The organism is Aquidulcibacter paucihalophilus (genome assembly GCF_002105465.1).
Lineage (GTDB): Bacteria > Pseudomonadota > Alphaproteobacteria > Caulobacterales > Aquidulcibacteraceae > Aquidulcibacter > Aquidulcibacter paucihalophilus.
This window is the reverse complement of the sequence record NZ_NCSQ01000148.1, coordinates 20874-37219: the sequence shown is the minus strand read 5'-3', so window position 1 is coordinate 37219 and position 16346 is coordinate 20874. Positions and strand designations below refer to the sequence as shown.

Annotated in this window: 13 protein-coding genes; 12 read left to right on the top strand and 1 reads right to left on the bottom strand. The window is 56.1% G+C overall.

The window, feature by feature from the left end; translation table 11 throughout:
• Positions 1-63: 63 nt before the first annotated feature.
• Positions 64-516, top strand: a complete 453-nt coding sequence (locus tag B7364_RS09965) for a hypothetical protein (RefSeq protein ID WP_085339868.1) — start codon at positions 64-66, stop codon at positions 514-516.
• 129 nt (positions 517-645) lie between these two features.
• Complete coding sequence (locus B7364_RS09960; RefSeq protein WP_085339866.1) at positions 646-1023, top strand: VOC family protein; 378 nt, start codon at positions 646-648, stop codon at positions 1021-1023.
• A gap of 7 nt (positions 1024-1030) precedes the next feature.
• On the opposite strand, the gene B7364_RS09955 is transcribed toward B7364_RS09960, so the two are convergent.
• Positions 1031-2512 (bottom strand): methyl-accepting chemotaxis protein, encoded by a 1482-nt coding sequence (locus B7364_RS09955; protein ID WP_085339864.1) that lies wholly within the window; start codon positions 2510-2512, stop codon positions 1031-1033.
• Positions 2513-2734: 222 nt separating this feature from the next.
• Between B7364_RS09955 and mfd the strand changes: the two genes are divergently transcribed.
• From mfd to bamA, 10 genes are all read left to right on the top strand, one after another.
• Complete coding sequence (gene mfd, locus B7364_RS09950; protein ID WP_106407607.1) at positions 2735-6202, top strand: transcription-repair coupling factor; 3468 nt, start codon at positions 2735-2737, stop codon at positions 6200-6202.
• Positions 6203-6436: 234 nt separating this feature from the next.
• On the top strand, positions 6437-7252 hold the full coding sequence (rpsB, locus tag B7364_RS09945; protein WP_085339863.1) for a 30S ribosomal protein S2: 816 nt from the start codon (positions 6437-6439) through the stop codon (positions 7250-7252).
• A 72-nt stretch (positions 7253-7324) separates the two neighbouring features.
• Positions 7325-8248, top strand: coding sequence for a translation elongation factor Ts (tsf, locus tag B7364_RS09940; RefSeq protein WP_085339898.1), 924 nt, complete (start codon positions 7325-7327; stop codon positions 8246-8248).
• Positions 8249-8438: 190 nt separating this feature from the next.
• Positions 8439-9176: a UMP kinase gene (pyrH, locus tag B7364_RS09935; RefSeq protein WP_085339861.1), complete on the top strand. Its 738-nt coding sequence runs from the start codon at positions 8439-8441 to the stop codon at positions 9174-9176.
• 3 nt (positions 9177-9179) lie between these two features.
• Complete coding sequence (frr, locus tag B7364_RS09930; RefSeq protein WP_085339860.1) at positions 9180-9737, top strand: ribosome recycling factor; 558 nt, start codon at positions 9180-9182, stop codon at positions 9735-9737.
• 1 nt (position 9738) lies between these two features.
• The gene (locus tag B7364_RS09925; protein WP_085339859.1) at positions 9739-10509 is read left to right on the top strand and encodes an isoprenyl transferase; all 771 of its coding nucleotides are present in this window, start codon (positions 9739-9741) and stop codon (positions 10507-10509) included.
• A gap of 2 nt (positions 10510-10511) precedes the next feature.
• Positions 10512-11363: a phosphatidate cytidylyltransferase gene (locus B7364_RS09920; RefSeq protein ID WP_157893633.1), complete on the top strand. Its 852-nt coding sequence runs from the start codon at positions 10512-10514 to the stop codon at positions 11361-11363.
• Positions 11360-12568: a 1-deoxy-D-xylulose-5-phosphate reductoisomerase gene (dxr, locus tag B7364_RS09915; RefSeq protein ID WP_085339856.1), complete on the top strand. Its 1209-nt coding sequence runs from the start codon at positions 11360-11362 to the stop codon at positions 12566-12568. The genes B7364_RS09920 and dxr overlap by 4 nt, the downstream gene beginning before the upstream one ends.
• 41 nt (positions 12569-12609) lie before the next feature.
• A complete protein-coding gene (locus B7364_RS09910) occupies positions 12610-13809 on the top strand; it encodes a M50 family metallopeptidase (protein ID WP_085339855.1) in 1200 nt (399 codons plus the stop codon).
• A 54-nt stretch (positions 13810-13863) separates the two neighbouring features.
• On the top strand, positions 13864-16332 hold the full coding sequence (gene bamA / locus B7364_RS09905) for an outer membrane protein assembly factor BamA (protein WP_198534178.1): 2469 nt from the start codon (positions 13864-13866) through the stop codon (positions 16330-16332).
• Positions 16333-16346: the final 14 nt, after the last annotated feature.

Sequence of the window (16346 nt, the reverse complement as noted above, 5' to 3'; positions counted from 1 at the left end):
GGCGGTCTTAGATAGACCTGCTCATGATGAGCCCTGATGCACAGGTTGATTGGAGAAAACGAGATGAAAATAATCACGCGTTTGGCTGCGGGGGCAGCTCTTGCAATGGCTTTGACGATGGGCGCGGCCGCACCAGCTATGGCACAAGAGTCGAGCTATAAGCCCGGCTCTGTGTTTGAACTCAGCTATATTAAAGTCCTGCCCGGTGAATTTGAAAACTATATGGACTATTTGTCGGATCGCTGGAAAAAATCGAACGAGTTTTTGAAGAAGGAAGGCGTGGTCCTGAGCTACCGCGTTTTGGCGATCAATAATCCCCGCGAAGGCGAACCAACCTTAGTCTTGCTAATCGAGTATAAGGACTACGCCACCAACGCGCAGAAAGATGCGATCGGCAAGAAGCTCAATGAATATATGGCCCAAACAGACCGGTCATCTGAGGCCGCTTCTGCCGCGCGTCGCAAAATGCGCGAGCAAAAAGGCTCGATGGAGTTGCAAGAGCTTATTCTGAAATAAGGCCGCAATCAGCCTTGTACCAAGGGGCTGTGGACGCACCACGTCCACAGCCCGATTTGTTTCGGCCGGCCGCTTGACGCTTCTAGCCAAGCGCCGCACAAGCTTTGCCCCTAACAGGGAGAAAACACCATGGCGAAAATCGGCTATTTGTGCGTTGGCACCAATGATTTTGATAAGGCAACTGCCTTCTATACGGCACTTTTGGCAGACATTGGCGGTAAGCCTTTGATGCCGACTTCTCAGGGCTTGATCTATCGCCTGTCCGAAGGGGCGATGCTGATGGTGACCAAACCCCATGATGGCGAAGCTGCAACCTTTGGCAATGGCACCATGATCGCGATTCAGGTTGAGTCCGCCGATCAAGTCGCAGCCGTACATGCCAAGGCCTTGGCCTTGGGTGGCTCTTGCGAAGGCAAGCCCGGCCCGCGTGGGGCCTTTGGCGATTTTGCTTATTTCCGTGACTTGGACGGCAATAAGCTCGCGGTCTATTACTCAAGCCGCATGTAGGACTTGGTCAGGCAATCTGGCGCGACGTGTGGCGAACTTGCTCGGTTGCGGTGCGGATATGCTCGGCGGAATTGGCGATTTCGGACATGCGCGCCGAGATCGCCTGAACGCTGCCGGAGGCTACGCCCATATTGGCCGACATCGACTCCGTGAGGGCGCTTTGCTCTTCAATGGCAGCCGCAATCGCCGTGGAGACTTCGCTAATGGACCCAATCACTTGGCTGATCCCAGCGATGGCTGCGACCGCCTCGCGGGTGGAGCCTTGCACTGAGCCAACTTGTGTGGCGATTTCCTCGGTCGCTTTCGAGGTTTGTTCGGCCAGGGTCTTTACTTCCGAGGCAACAACCGCAAACCCACGGCCCGCTTCGCCGGCGCGCGCGGCTTCAATCGTCGCATTCAGGGCCAGCAAATTGGTTTGTGAGGCGATCTGATTGATTAATTGAACCACATCGCCGATGCGTTGGGCAGCAGCTGAAAGCCCCGCAACCACACCGCTGGTGCGCTCGGCTTGTTCGACCGCCCGGCTGGAGACATCGCGCGCCACATGAACTTGAGTACTAATTTCATGCACAGATTGGGTGAGCTGAATGGCACCATCCGCCATGGCCTGCACATTGACTGAGGTTTGATCAGAAGTCCTTGCGGCTTCCTGGGCCACGTGGGCGGCTGAGACCACGGTCGCGCTGATTTTCTCCAGATCTTGATCGATTTGAACTTGGGCTTGTGCGCGTCGTTTTTGCTGCGTGATTTGCTCAGTGATGTCGGTTGCAAACTTCACCACCTTATAGGGGACGCCCTTGATATCGCGTACGGCATTATAGCTGGCTTGAATCCACACATCTTCGCCTTGTTTGTTCACGCGGCGAAATTGGTCAGCGCGGAATTCACCCCGGCCTAAAGCGGCCCAGAAATCGCGATAGGCCGTCGAGGCAGCATCGTCCTTGGGCATGAAGATCGCATGATGCTTGCCGACGATATCTTTCAATTCATAGCCCAGCGCTTTGAGAAAATTGTCATTGGCCGTCAAAATGATGCCAGCAAGGGTGAATTCGATGACGGCCTGTGAGCGATGAATGGCCTCAATCTGGCCTTCGAAATTGGCAGAACGCATTTTTTCATCAGTCACATCTGAGGCAAACTTCACGACTTTTATCGGCCTGCCACCTTTGTCCATAATCGGACAATAGGTCGCACGGATCCAGACAGGCTTACCCCCTTTACCCAAACGCTTATATTCAGCGGTCTGGGTTGTCCCAGAGCGTAAGTCGCGCCAGAAATCTTGATAAGCTTGGCTCGCCTTTTCGTGCGGCTCTACAAACATGGAGTGATGTTGGCCTTTAATTTCCTCAAGCCGATAGCCCATAGCGGCCAGAAAATTGGCATTTGCGGTTAGAATGGTTCCTTCTAGCGTGAACTCAATGATTGCTTGGGCTTTATCGATCGCAATGAGTTTTGCTTGATCTTCACTTGGATTTTGAAACCACGCCATCCCATACGCCTTTGACTCACATGACAGTTGTTGGCGTCAAACCTAGTAGACGCCTCTAAACGGCGGGTTAAAAACTCACAATTTCGTGAGCCTTTCGTGAGCCGTTCGTGACCAAGGTGGCCCGGGTGCCGACATAGGCCCGGACTGACTGAAGTCTGACCCTCGCCAAGGGGGCAGGGGATCGCTATATCGCGTGACCATTCTCCGCAAAGCATAGCTCCCATGCCGATCTCTCTTGTCGAAACCCTCGCCAACGCCGTTGGACCATTGCGCGTGTCAGGTGCCGTAGAAGGCTATGACGCAGGACTATTGGCGCGCGCAGCCATGCTGCGCGGCGGGGTAACACTGCATGTGGCGCGCGATGATGCGCAAGCTTCAAGCTTTTTGGCTGCTGTGCGCTTTTATGCGCCAAGCCTCGCGGTGGTGCGTCTGCCAGCTTGGGATTGTCTGCCCTATGACCGGGTTGGGCCAGCGCCTGAAATCAGCGCGACACGCCTGTCAACACTGACCCATTTGATCCGGCGAAAGGAGGGCGATCCGCCCCTTTTGGTGTTGACGACAGGTGGCGCACTCCTGCAGCGGGTCGCGCCACGAGACCGCCTGCGTGCAGCCTCTTTTTCGGCCAAGCCCGGCCAAATCCTCGATGTCAGCGCGATTCAGGCCTATTTTGCCGCCAATGGCTATGTGCGCACTGCAACCGTGCGCGAGCGGGGCGATTTTGCCATTCGCGGCGGTGTAATCGACCTTTTCCCGCCAGAACTGCCAGAGCCGGTCCGCCTCGACCTGTTTGGCGATACGTTGGAAAGCATTCGCAGCTTTGACCCTGAAACCCAGCGCTCCACCCACCAATTACAAGGCGTCGTGCTGGCCCCGGTATCTGAAGCCATTTTGGATGATGCTGCAGCAAGCCGCTTCCGTCTCGGCTATTTGGAACTATTTGGCGCCGCCCAAGGCGACCCGCTCTATGAGGCTGTCACCAAGCGCATGCGGCGCAACGGCATGGAGCATTGGCTGCCCTTATTTCATGAGCATATGGAGACAGTGCTAGACTATGTGGGCCCCCAAGCCCTGATCAGTCTTGACCCCCATGCCATGGATGCAGCATCTGAGCGCGCCGCCCAAGTGATGGATTATTACGAGGCGCGGCGTATCCCCCCGCCCAAGGGTTCTGCCCCGTATAATCCGCTCCCGCCAGAGCGGCTTTATGCCACTATCCCTGAACTGGAAGGCCTTTTGGCCAGCCGCGATGTGCGCCGTCTCAGCGCCTATCAAGAGGCCGAAGGTGGCCAAGCCTTGATAGAAAGTGGCGCCAAAGCAGGCCGCAACTTCGCCGCCGAACGCGCTACCGAAGGCGTCAATGTTTGGGATGCGGCACGCCAACATGTTGAGGCTTTGGCCGCCCAAGGTATCAAACCCATTCTGGCGGCTTGGACCGATGGCTCCGCCGAGCGTTTGGGCCATGTGTTGCAAGAGCATGGGATGGCAGCCTTATTCCCACTGCCCAATGCCGATGCGATTGCTCTGATCCCTCACGGTGCGATTGGTCTCGCGGTCCTGCCGCTCGAGCGCGGTTTTGTCGCCGAAGATTATGCGATCCTTTCCGAGCAAGACATTCTGGGTGAGCGTTTGGGCCGTGCTCGCAAGCGGCGAAAGGCTGCCAGCATCATTCTGGAAGCAGGAAGCCTGTCTGCTGGCGATTTGGTGGTTCATATCGACCACGGCATTGGGCGGTATGAGGGTCTGCGGACCTTGGATGTTCAGGGTGCACCTCATGATTGCCTCGAACTCATCTATGCTGGTGGCGACAAGCTCTTTCTGCCGGTCGAGAATATCGAACTTGTCTCCCGCTATGGCTCTGAGGATGCAACCGCCCTGCTAGACAAATTGGGTGGGGTGGCTTGGCAGGGTCGCAAGGCCAAGGCCAAGCAGCGTCTGAAGGACATGGCTGAGGTGCTTATCAAAATCGCGGCAGCACGCGCGGCTAAAGTGTCTGAGCCCATTCTGGCCAGTTCTGGCGATTATGACGAGTTTTGCGCCCGCTTCCCCTGGGATGAGACCGACGATCAATTGTCGGCCTTGGAGGACATTTTCAACGATCTGGCTGCTGGCCATCCAATGGACCGCCTGATTTGCGGCGATGTGGGCTTTGGCAAAACCGAAGTCGCCCTTCGCACAGCCTTTGTGGTGGCGATGAGTGGACGACAGGTCGCCGTTGTGTGCCCAACCACTTTGCTCTCGCGCCAGCATTTTAAGACCTTTAGCGAACGCTTCCGTGGCTGGCCGATCCGCGTGCGGCAATTGTCACGTATGGTGGGGGCGAAGGAAACGGCTGAGACCAAGCGTGACCTCGCCGATGGAAAGATCGACATTGTGGTCGGCACCCATGCCGTCTTTGCCAAAGACCTCACGATCCGCGATTTGGGCCTTGTGATTGTGGATGAAGAACAGCATTTCGGCGTGAAGCATAAAGAGCGGCTGAAGGAATTGCGTACCGACACCCATGTGCTGACGCTCTCGGCCACGCCAATCCCGCGCACGTTGCAATTGTCGCTGGCTGGCATCCGCGAAATGTCGATCATCGCAACCCCGCCAGTCGACCGCTTGGCCGTGCGGACCTATGTGACTCCATGGGACCCGATCACCATTCGTGAGGCTTTGCTGCGGGAGAAATATCGCGGCGGACAGGCCTTCTTCGTCGCCCCGCGCGTGGAGCATCTGGACGATATTGAGCGTTTCATGAAGGAAATGGTGCCCGAAATGACCTATGCTGTGGCACATGGTCAGATGAGCCCAACCCAGATGGAGCCGATCGTGACGGCCTTTTATGAAGGCGTCTATGATGTGCTGATCTCCACCACGATTGTGGAGAGCGGCTTGGATATTCCCCGCGCCAATACGCTGATTACCTGGCGGGCCGATATGTTTGGCCTCGCGCAAATGTATCAATTGCGGGGCCGGGTGGGCCGATCCAAGACCCGCGCCTATGCCTATCTGACGGTCCCCGCTGAAAAGCCCACCACGCCAAGCGCCGAGAAGCGGCTCAAAATCCTGCAATCCCTCGACTCACTCGGGGCCGGTTTCCAATTGGCCAGCCACGACCTTGATATGCGCGGGGGTGGCAACCTTCTGGGCGAAGAGCAATCGGGCAATATTCGCGAAGTGGGCGTCGAGCTTTATCAGCAAATGCTGGAAGAGGCGGTTGCAAGCCTACAAGATGGCGGCGAAGTGGTTTCAGCCCGGTCGTGGTCGCCGGCCATCAATCTGGGGGTCGCGGTTTTGATCCCCGAAGACTATGTGCCAGACCTCAATGTGCGCCTGTCGCTCTATCGCCGCTTGAGTGAGCTTGAGAGCGATGCAGACCGCGACAGCTATGCTGCAGAATTGGCCGACCGATTTGGCCCCTTGCCAGAGGAAGCCCGCCAACTCATCGAGATTGCCGGTGTTAAGGCCCTGTGTCGCAAAGCCCATATCGCCAAGCTGGATGCAGGGCCCAAGGGCGCGGTGCTGACTTTCCGCCCAGAATCCGCACCCGACGCCATGAAGCTGGTCGCGGCTGTCCAGAAACAGCCAGCCCTGTTCCGCCTGCGGCCTGATGGCAAGATGGTCGTCAATGGCGATTGGTCCACTCCTGAACAACGCCTCAAAGGTGCCCGCCGCGCTGCGGCTTTCTTGGCTGCAGAAATGGGGTGAGGGGCAAGCTCTGCCTCTGTGCACAAATCCCACACACACCGCCAACTGCCGTCAAGCCTTGAGTTTTGAGGGCATTGCGCCTACACAACCGCCATCACGCACGCGGGCTCGCGGCGCGCGAACCCTTTTTTGTTCCTTCGGGGATGGGTAGGGGTCGTTCGTCCATCCGGCGCGGTTCTCATTCCGAGGCCGCTCCTGCTCGCGGAGGCTAGCCGGAAAAAGGATTGAAATATCATGGCAGTGCCAGATTTTACTATGCGCCAATTGCTCGAAGCGGGCGCACATTTTGGTCACCAGACCCACCGTTGGAATCCCAAGATGAAGCGCTTCATCTTCGGTGAACGCGCCAACATCCACATCCTCGACTTGAGCCAAACCGTGCCTTTGTTGCACCAGGCTTTGCTGCGCGTCCGGGACGTGACTGCAAAGGGTGGCCGCGTTTTGTTCGTCGGCACCAAGCGCCAAGCATCCGACCCTGTAGCCGCTGCTGCCAAGCGCTGCGCCCAATATTATGTCAACAGCCGGTGGCTGGGTGGCACGCTGACCAACTGGCAGACGATTTCGAAGTCGATTGCTCGCATGCGCGAAGTTGAAGCCATTGTACAAGGCGACGCACCTGCAGGTTTGACCAAGAAGGAAATTCTGAACCTGACCCGCGAATATGAAAAGCTGGAGCGTTCGCTCGGCGGGATTCGCGACATGGGCGGTATTCCTGACTTGATGTTCGTGATCGACACCAACAAGGAAGCGATTGCGATCAAGGAAGCCAAGAAATTGGGTATCCCGGTTGCCGCGATGATCGACAGCAATTGCGATCCCGACGAAGTCGATTTCCCAATCCCAGGTAATGACGACGCAGCGCGTTCGATCCAATTGTTCTGCGACCTGATTGCCGATGCCGCTTTGGATGGTTTGGCTGAAGGTCAATCGTCAGCTGGCGTTGATTTGGGTGCAATGGAAAACCCAGTTGAGCCTGTTTTGGCTCAAGTCACCGAAGAAGCTGTCGCAGAATCGGTTGATGGCGACGTCGAAGCTCCTCTTGAAGCTTAAAATTTCCCGCCTTGGTTTGTGCTGACCACGGGCCAAGGCGGACCCCACAAACACTCTACCCTGGAGGCGATTATGGCCGAGATTACGGCTGCCCTCGTCAAGGATCTTCGCGAGAAGACCGGCGTTGGCATGATGGACTGCAAAAAAGCGCTGACCGAAAACAATGGTGACATCGAGGCATCGATTGACTGGTTGCGTGCAAAGGGCCTGTCGAAGGCTGCAAAGAAAGCTGACCGTGCGGCTGCTGAAGGCCTGGTTGGCGTTTATGTTTCGGGCAACACCGGTGTGTTGGTCGAGCTGAATGCAGAAACCGACTTCGTGTCGCGTAACGAGCAATTCCAAGCTGCTGTGAGTGGTATCACCAAGTTGGCCCATGGTTTTGACTCGATTGAAGCTTTGGGTGCCGCACCTGCGCCAACCGGCGAAGGCACTGTGAACGATTTTGTGACCAATCTGATCGCCACCATTGGCGAAAACATGACCTTGCGCCGCATGGCAAAAGTATCGGTCAATCATGGTGTTGTGGCTTCCTACATCCACACTGCAATCGGCGACGGCTTGGGCCGCATTGGCGTATTGGTTGGTGTTGAAACCGCAGGTGACGCCGCAGTTGCCAATGACATCGGCCGTAAGGTTGCGATGCATATCGCGGCGACCGCGCCTTTGTCGCTGAAGACCGACGATCTTGACCCTGCTGTGGTGGAGCGTGAGCGTCAGGTGTTGACCGAACAGGCCCGCGAGAGCGGCAAGCCTGAGGATGTCATTGCCCGCATGATCGAAGGCCGCATCCGCAAGTTCTATGAAGAAGTGGTGCTGTTGCAGCAGCCCTTCGTTATGAACCCAGATCAGACGGTTGCAGCGTTTGTTGCTGAAACAGCAAAAGCAGCTGGCATCAGCGCCGAAGTCACGGGCTTTGCGATGTTCAAGCTGGGTGATGGCGTTGAGAAAAAAGAAGATGATTTCGCCGCAGAAGTGGCCGCTTTGAGCGGCACTTAAGCCCAAAAATCTTCCTCTTTTGGCCGTGATTGCTGAATAGAGCGTGATGAGCAAAGTGAAAGATGACACTTTGCTGACAAGAAACAGGGCGGCATGCTTGGCGTGCCGCCCTTGGTCTGTCAGAAGACCTGCCTGCATGCTTTCGGGCGAGTCATGGTAGGGCTTACCGAATGCTGGGAGACGCAGCCAAATGAATGAAGTAGCCGAGCCAAAAAACCAGAAACCCCGCCGTATCTTATTGAAGATTTCGGGTGAGGCGCTGATGGGCGATGGTCAATTTGGGATTGATCAGGAAACCTGTCTCGGATTTGCGCACGACGTCAAAGCGGCCCGCGATTCCGGCATTGAATTATGTTTGGTCATTGGGGGTGGCAATATCTTCCGCGGCATCTCTGGCGCGGCCAAGGGGATGGAACGGGCGACAGCCGATTATATGGGCATGTTAGCCACCATCATGAACGCATTGGCGCTGCAAGGGGCTTTGGAGAGCATTGGCGTTCATACCCGCGTGCAATCAGCTATTCCTATGCAGACCGTGTGTGAGCCCTATATTCGCCGCCGCGCCATGCGCCACATGGAAAAGGGCCGCATTGTGATTTTTGCCGCTGGCGTTGGCAGCCCCTTCTTCACCACAGATTCGGGGGCGGCTTTGCGTGCTGCTGAAATGGGTTGTGACGCCTTGTTGAAGGGCACTGGCGTGGATGGTGTCTATACGGCAGACCCCAAAACCGATCCTACCGCTACCCGCTATGACAAGCTGTCCTATACAGATGTCTTGGCCAAGAACCTCAAAGTGATGGATGCTTCTGCAGTTTCCATGATGCGTGACAGCAACATCCCCATTATCGTTTTCAACATTCGTCAACCCGGGCGCTTGGCCGAGGTGCTTGCGGGCACCGGAGTCTGCACCGTCATAACGGACAACTGAACCATGCCGACCTTTGATCTCCAAGACACCAAGCGCCGAATGGAAGGCGCGATAACGGCTTTGAAAAGCGATTTTCAAGGCTTGCGAACCGGCCGGGCCAACGTCAATTTGTTGGAACCCGTAATGGTGGAATCCTATGGTGCCATGGTGCCCTTGAACCAAGTCGGGGCGATTTCCTCGCCGGAGCCGCGTTTGTTGACCGTGACCGTGTGGGAAAAGTCCATGGTGAATGTGGTCGATAAGGCCATTCGTAACGCCGGCATCGGCCTCAATCCGGTCGTCGATGGCATGACTCTGCGGGTTCCTATTCCACCGCTGAACGAAGAGCGCCGCCGCGAACTGGTGAAATTGTCGGGCAAATATGCCGAAGCGGCCCGCGTGGCCATTCGCAACGTGCGTCGCGACGCGATGGAGCAATTGAAGAAGTCCGAGAAGGACGGCGACATTAGCGAAGATCAGTTGAAGAAGCTGTCCGCCCAAGTCCAAGAAGCCACGGACTCCTTCGTCAAGCAGGTCGACCAGACCATGAAGACGAAGGAAGACGAGATTATGCAAGTTTAGGATGGCCGGGGCGCTCGCTGACTGGGCCGCAAAGGCCGCGCATCAGCTGTCACCCCGGACAGGGGGTGAGGCAGGTGCGCGTCCGCGTCATATCGCCATCATCATGGATGGCAATGGCCGCTGGGCGACCGCGCGGGGCATGCCCCGCGCCTTTGGCCATTCAGCGGGTGTCCAAGCCCTGCGCAATACGGTCGAAGCAGCCGGTGACCTCGGGATTGAGGTCCTGACCGTCTATGCGTTTTCGACAGAAAATTGGCGCAGACCACCCGATGAGATCGAAGCCCTATTTGGCTTGTTGCGTGGCTTCATCCGCTCGGACTTGACGCGTCTTGACCGGGCGGGGGTGCGCATCCGGGTTCTGGGCGAGCGTGAAGGTGTGCCTGCCGATATTCTGACCCTGATGGATCAGGCGGAAAAGCAAACCGAAGCCAACACAATCATGACCTTGGTCATTGCCTTTAATTATGGCGGCCAAGCGGAAATCGCGCGCGCGACCCAAGAGATCGCCCGTCAAGCTGCAGCAGGCCTGATGGATCCCGAGACCATTGGACCTGACACGATCGCCCAATTCTTGCCCAGCCGCGACTGGCCCAATCCAGACTTGGTGATCCGCACCAGCGGTGAACAGCGCTTGTCTAATTTCCTGATTTGGCAATCAGCCTATGCGGAATTCCTCGTCTTCGATACGCTTTGGCCCGATTTTGGCCGACCGCAATTGGAAGAAGCCCTTCAAGTCTTTGCCAAACGAAACCGTCGCTACGGGGGCGTGTGACCTTGGACCCCACGCCGGACCATGACCCTAAGCAATCTGCCTTCTCCATTGGCCTAGCGGCCAACAAATTGGGGGCAGACCTTCGGGTTCGCTTTGTTTCGGCTGTTGTAATGGTGGTTCTCAGTCTTACAGGGGCTTGGATCGGCGGAATTGGCTGGGCGCTTTTGGCGGCGACCATCATGGCCGCCCTCGCATTTGAATGGGGCCGAATGATTGCCCCAAAAGCAGTTGATCTGGTGCCGCGGGCGTTGATCGCAGCGATCTGTGGCCTTTGCTTTGTTCTTTTGCCGCGCGCCTATGAGGCTTTAGCTGCGCTGGGCTTCTTCTTGACCTTGGTGCGCTCTCCACGCGAATTTGGCTATCTTGCGATGGCCGGCTCAATTTACCTTGCCCTGTCGGGCTGGGCGTTGGCTGGCCTCCGCGGCCAAGACGACGTGGGCCGCAGTCTGATGTTTGGCCTGTTTGCGATTGTGTGGTCCACCGATTCGATGGCTTATCTGGTTGGGCGCGTCGTAGGCGGCCCAAAGCTTTTCCCAATCATTAGCCCCAATAAAACCTGGTCTGGTTCTTTGGGGGGGACGGCTGCCGGCATTATGGCAGGTGCGCTCTATGGCTGGTTGTCGGGCACAGATCCGTTGGCGTGGGCGCTGGTCGGTTGGCTCTTGGCAGTGGTCTCGCAAGGCGGCGACCTCTTAGAATCGCTGGCTAAACGCTATTATGGCGTCAAGGATGCGTCGGGCGTTATTCCTGGCCATGGCGGTGTGTTGGACCGGCTGGATGGGCATTTAGCCGCAGCTTTGGCCTTTGTGGCCATTTTGCTGGTTATTCCCGGTTTGCGCGCTATGCTGACATGAACATGACGAAATCTTTGACTATTTTGGGGGCCACAGGCTCCGTCGGGCAAGCTACGCTAGACGTGGTGATGGAAGCCAATGCGCGGGCGCGTGCTGCCGGCAAAGAAGACAGCTATCGTGTGATCGCCTTAACGGCCAATCGCGATTGGGCTGGCTTGGCGGAACAGGCCCTTGCGACAGGGGCCAGCTATGTCGCGTTGGGCGATGCGCGTTTTGGGCCACAGCTTGAAGCCGCCTTGGCAGGAAAAGGGGTTGCAATCGGGCTTGGGCCTGAGGCCTTGGTCGAAGCCGCAGCCCGCCCAGCCGAACTGGTGATGGCAGCTATTGTAGGGGCCGCAGGCCTTGCTCCAGCTCTTGCAGCAGCCAAACGGGGGGCCACCATTGCCCTGGCCAATAAGGAATGCTTGGTCTGCGCAGGCTCTGTCTTTTTGAAGGCGGTGCAGGACGGCGGGGCGCGGATCCTACCGGTCGATAGCGAGCATAATGCGATTTTCCAAGTCTTGGACCAATCCGACCGGGTCGAAAAACTGATTCTGACCGCTTCGGGTGGCCCGTTTCGGACTTGGAGTGCAACTGCCATTGCCGCAGCCACGCCCGAGCAAGCCGTCGCCCATCCCAATTGGTCCATGGGACAGAAAATTTCGGTCGACAGTGCCACTTTGATGAACAAAGGCCTCGAACTAATCGAGGCCGCGCTTCTTTTTGGGATGCCGGAAAACAAGATCGATGTGCTGGTTCACCCGCAATCGGTTATCCACAGCTTAGTGGCGTATGAAGATGGCAGTGTTTTAGCACAATTAGGTGCAGCGGATATGCGCATTCCTATTGCCCATGCACTGGCTTGGCCGGCGCGTTTGGTGACCTCCGCGCCGCGATTAGACTTAGCAGCCATTGCAAAGTTAGACTTTGAACTACCTGATTTAGAAAGATTTCCTGCGCTCAACCTTGCCCGCTGCGCGCTGCAGATGAAAGGCGCGGCACCCACGATCTTAAACGCGTCAAATGAAGTGGCTGTGCAAGCCTTTCTGGATCGTAATGTTTCCTTTCCAGAAATTGCCGCAATCGTGTCGGAAACCATGGAAGAAGCCTGCCGCCTTGGCATGGATGCTGCTTTGGGAGACTTGGATGATGTCTATGCTGCTGATGAGGCGGGCCGTAGCATTGCCACTCAAAACATTGCGAAGCGCAAGTTCGTCTCGGCCTAGGCCGGTGCGGCAGCGTCTTCTGGGCCGGAGTTCTTGGTAGGATGTTGGAAAATATTAGCGGCATAGCAGTCAGCTTGGCCTCCTTTGTGGTGGTATTGAGTATCGTTGTCTTTGTTCATGAGTATGGGCATTACCAAGTTGCGCGCTGGTTTAAGGTCAAGGTTGAATCTTTTTCGATTGGCTTTGGCCCGGAATTGATTGCTTGGACGTCGAAAGTGGGCGTTCGGTGGCGCATTGGCGCACTGCCCCTGGGCGGCTATGTCAAATTTGAAGGCGATAAGGACGCCGCCTCCCAGCCCGACTTTACCCAAGCTAAAGCCGACAAAAGCAGCGGCCTATTTCACGCCCAACCTGTGGGCGTCCGGGCAGCTGTTACTGCGGCGGGGCCTGCGTTCAACTTTGCATTTTCCATCGCGGTCTTTGCCGTCTTCTTTGCCATGTTCGGCGAGACCGTTCAGCGGCCGGTCATTTCAAACGTTCTGCCAGATGGTGCCGCTGCTGCTGCTGGGATCAAGGCGGGCGATGAAGTTGTCGAGATTAATGGCAATAAGGTTGACGACTTTGTTGAGCTTCAGACGGCCATCATGGTTTCAGGTGGCAAGGAAATGCGCCTTGTATTGAAGCGCGGTGGGGCTGAAGTGCCGATCACTGTCACCCCCAAAATCGTTGAGAAAAAGACACCTTTTGGCGACACTGAAACCCAAGGCCTTTTGGGCATTGAGACCCGTTTCAGCAAAGAAACCATCGAACATCGCACCTATAATCCGTTTGAAGCCGTGGTGCGTGGTGGTGAGCAGACAGGGGCTATCATCAGCACGCAGGTGAATTTTATCACTGCGCTATTGCGGGGGGGGATGTCTGCTGGCCATTTGAATGGACCTTTGGGCATCTATCAGATCGCGGGCAAAGTCACGGAAAACTCGGTTGAAAGCGCAGGGCCAGACGCCAGTGCGGTGCAAGTCGCCGAATCAGTTGGGATTGGTTTGGTGCGCCTTGCCGCTGTTCTTTCGATTGCCGTTGGCTTTATGAATCTTCTGCCTCTGCCGGTTCTCGATGGCGGGCACTTGGTATTTTACGCGGCTGAGGCTATTCGTGGTAAACCAATCCCTGAGAAAGTGCAGGCGATCAGCTTCCAAGTTGGTCTCGTTTGTATCTTGAGTTTATTCGTTTTTGCGACTTTCCAAGATCTCGAGAGGACTGGTTTATTCAATGTGCTGAAAGGCTTTGTCGCTGCGGGCTAGGATTGCTGTCCCAAATTGTCTATCCACCACTTCTGAAACTCGGGCGTGACCTGCATGGCACGCGTACAACAAGGTTTAACGGGCTCCTTTATGGCATCAATTAAACGTCTGCTGATTGGCGGGGTTGCTGCACTGGCAGTGAACGCTTGCTATGGCCCTTTGGCCTTTGCCCAACAGGCTGGTGATGGCGGCGAAGCTGCGGCCCCGCAGATCATCACGAGTGTGGCGGTAGAAGGCAATCAACGCATCGAGACCGCTACCGTTCTGGCCTATGTCGCCATCCAGCCTGGCGAGCCTTTCAGCCCCGAGCGGATCGACATTGCCTTGAAGACGCTGTTTGCGACTGGCTTTTTTGCCAATGTCGAATTTGAACAGCGCGGCCAGACCTTGGTTGTGAAAGTGGCGGAAAACCCAACCGTCAACCAAGTCCTGTTTGAAGGCAATAGTGCGGTTACCAAGGACAAGCTTGAGAAAGAAGTGCAGATCAAGCCGCGTTCGTGGTTCACGCAAAACCGCGTGCAAGCTGATATTCGCCGTATGCAGGAAGTCTATCGCCGCTCTGGCAAATTTGCGGCCAATATTGTGCCGAAGATCAAGGTCCTGCCGTCCAACCGTGTCGATTTGATCTTTGAGATCAATGAAGGCCGCACAACGGGCATTCGCAAAGTCAATTTCATTGGCAATCAGGCTTTTTCCGACTCGCGCCTAAAGAGCGTGGTTGTGACCCAAGAGTCTGAGTGGTGGCGTTTCTTCTCCAGCAAAGACAATTATGATCCAGACAAATTGGATTATGATCGCGAGCAATTGCGCAAATTTTATCTCAATGAAGGTCACTATGATTTCCGTGTGAAATCAGCGGTGGCTGAATTGACGCCCGATCATAAGGACTTCTACGTTACCTATGCGGTGGAAGAGGGGCCGAAATACACCTTTGGCGACATCACGGTAAACACCAAGAACTCGAAACTGAGTGGGGATGTGCTGCGTGCCTTCATTCCCATCCGCAGCGGTGCGATGTTTGAGCGTGACCTGGTGGAGAAGGCGATTGAATCAATCACCTTTGCCGCAGGTTCTTCCGGTTATGCCTTCGTGGACGTCCGCCCACGCGAGACCGCCGATCGTGATAACCGCAAGGTCAATATTGTTTTTGACGTTGACGAAGGCCCACGTGTCTATGTGGAGCGCATCGATGTGATTGGTAACACAGCCACATTGGACCAAGTCATTCGCCGTGAATTGCGCTTGGCCGAAGGCGATGCCTTTAACCGCGTCTTGATCGACCGCTCGAAGAACCGCGTGAAGGCGCTTGGCTTCTTTAAGGAAGTTGAGATTGAGGAAAAGCCCGGCTCGCTGCCCGACCGAACCGTCGTGGAAGTGAAGGTTGAAGAACAAGCAACCGGCGAACTGGCCTTTTCGGTCGGCTATGCCTCGCAAGAAGCCTATAATTTCGCCGTGTCAATCTCACAGCGTAACTTGCGCGGCCGGGGCCAGTTCTTGCGCTTCCGTGTTGAAACCAGTTCGCGCACGAGGAACATCGATATTCGCTTCACCGAACCGCGCTTTATGGGGCGCAATATTGCCGCCGGTATCGACATCTTCTCGGTCGAACAAGACTATTTGCGCGAGGCGGGTTTCTCTACCAATTCGACCGGTTTTGGCTTGCGCGGCGGGTTCCCGCTGGCCGAAGATCGTAGCTTGGGCTTCCGTTACACCTATCGCAATGACACCAACGAAATCCCGTCTGTATCCTGCTTCAATGCGGATGGTACGCCGTTGTTGAATGCCAGCGCGCTGTGTCGCTCGCTCGGCAAGACCACCACCTCGCTGGCGGGCTATTCATTTAACTGGGATCGTCGCAATGATCCGCGCCGCCCAACGCGTGGCTTTGATATCTCGCTGAGCCAAGATTTTGCGGGCGTCGGCACTGGCGTCAAATACCATCGGACGGAGTTCCAAGGCGGCATTTATCGCGGACTATTCCCGGGCTGGCGCGCCAGTGCCACATTGAATGCAGGCCATATTGCCGGATGGGATGGCGATACAATTCGCGTCAACGACCGCTTCTTCAAGGGCGGCCAAAGCTTCCGTGGCTTTGAAATTGCCGGGATTGGTCCACGTACCGTCTTCTCTGTACGTGATGCTGATTCAACCCAACCCGATGGTTTGTCGCAGACTGTACGAACCGTTTATGGCGACGCTTTGGGCGGCAAAACCTATGGCATCGCCTCTTTTGAATTGACCGTTCCGACACCTCTGCCTGAATCCTACGGCATTTCAGCGGCGCTCTTCTTAGATGTTGGCACGCTGGGCGGCCTTGATCCAATTGACAAGGCCAAGGGGGACATCAATTACGGCACCTATCAAAACACCCGTGATGGCTTGGCCTTGCGCGCCTCTGCAGGCTTGTCTGTCAACTGGGTTTCCCCATTTGGCCCTGTTCGGTTTGACTTCTCAAATCCCTTCTTGAAACAGGATTACGACAAGGCTGAAACCTTCCGGTTCTCGACCGCGACCAATTTCTAGGGCGATCTGCCCTC

What these genes read in the sequence shown, in the direction of transcription:
- B7364_RS09965 (WP_085339868.1), top strand. Translation starts at nt 64, where the DNA reads ATGAAAATAATCACGCGTTTGGCTGCGGGGGCAGCTCTTGCAATGGCT.
- B7364_RS09960 (WP_085339866.1), top strand. Translation starts at nt 646, where the DNA reads ATGGCGAAAATCGGCTATTTGTGCGTTGGCACCAATGATTTTGATAAG.
- B7364_RS09955 (WP_085339864.1), bottom strand. Translation starts at nt 2,512, where the DNA reads ATGGCGTGGTTTCAAAATCCAAGTGAAGATCAAGCAAAACTCATTGCG.
- mfd (WP_106407607.1), top strand. Translation starts at nt 2,735, where the DNA reads ATGCCGATCTCTCTTGTCGAAACCCTCGCCAACGCCGTTGGACCATTG.
- rpsB (WP_085339863.1), top strand. Translation starts at nt 6,437, where the DNA reads ATGGCAGTGCCAGATTTTACTATGCGCCAATTGCTCGAAGCGGGCGCA.
- tsf (WP_085339898.1), top strand. Translation starts at nt 7,325, where the DNA reads ATGGCCGAGATTACGGCTGCCCTCGTCAAGGATCTTCGCGAGAAGACC.
- pyrH (WP_085339861.1), top strand. Translation starts at nt 8,439, where the DNA reads ATGAATGAAGTAGCCGAGCCAAAAAACCAGAAACCCCGCCGTATCTTA.
- frr (WP_085339860.1), top strand. Translation starts at nt 9,180, where the DNA reads ATGCCGACCTTTGATCTCCAAGACACCAAGCGCCGAATGGAAGGCGCG.
- B7364_RS09925 (WP_085339859.1), top strand. Translation starts at nt 9,739, where the DNA reads ATGGCCGGGGCGCTCGCTGACTGGGCCGCAAAGGCCGCGCATCAGCTG.
- dxr (WP_085339856.1), top strand. Translation starts at nt 11,360, where the DNA reads ATGAACATGACGAAATCTTTGACTATTTTGGGGGCCACAGGCTCCGTC.
- B7364_RS09910 (WP_085339855.1), top strand. Translation starts at nt 12,610, where the DNA reads ATGTTGGAAAATATTAGCGGCATAGCAGTCAGCTTGGCCTCCTTTGTG.
- bamA (WP_198534178.1), top strand. Translation starts at nt 13,864, where the DNA reads ATGGCACGCGTACAACAAGGTTTAACGGGCTCCTTTATGGCATCAATT.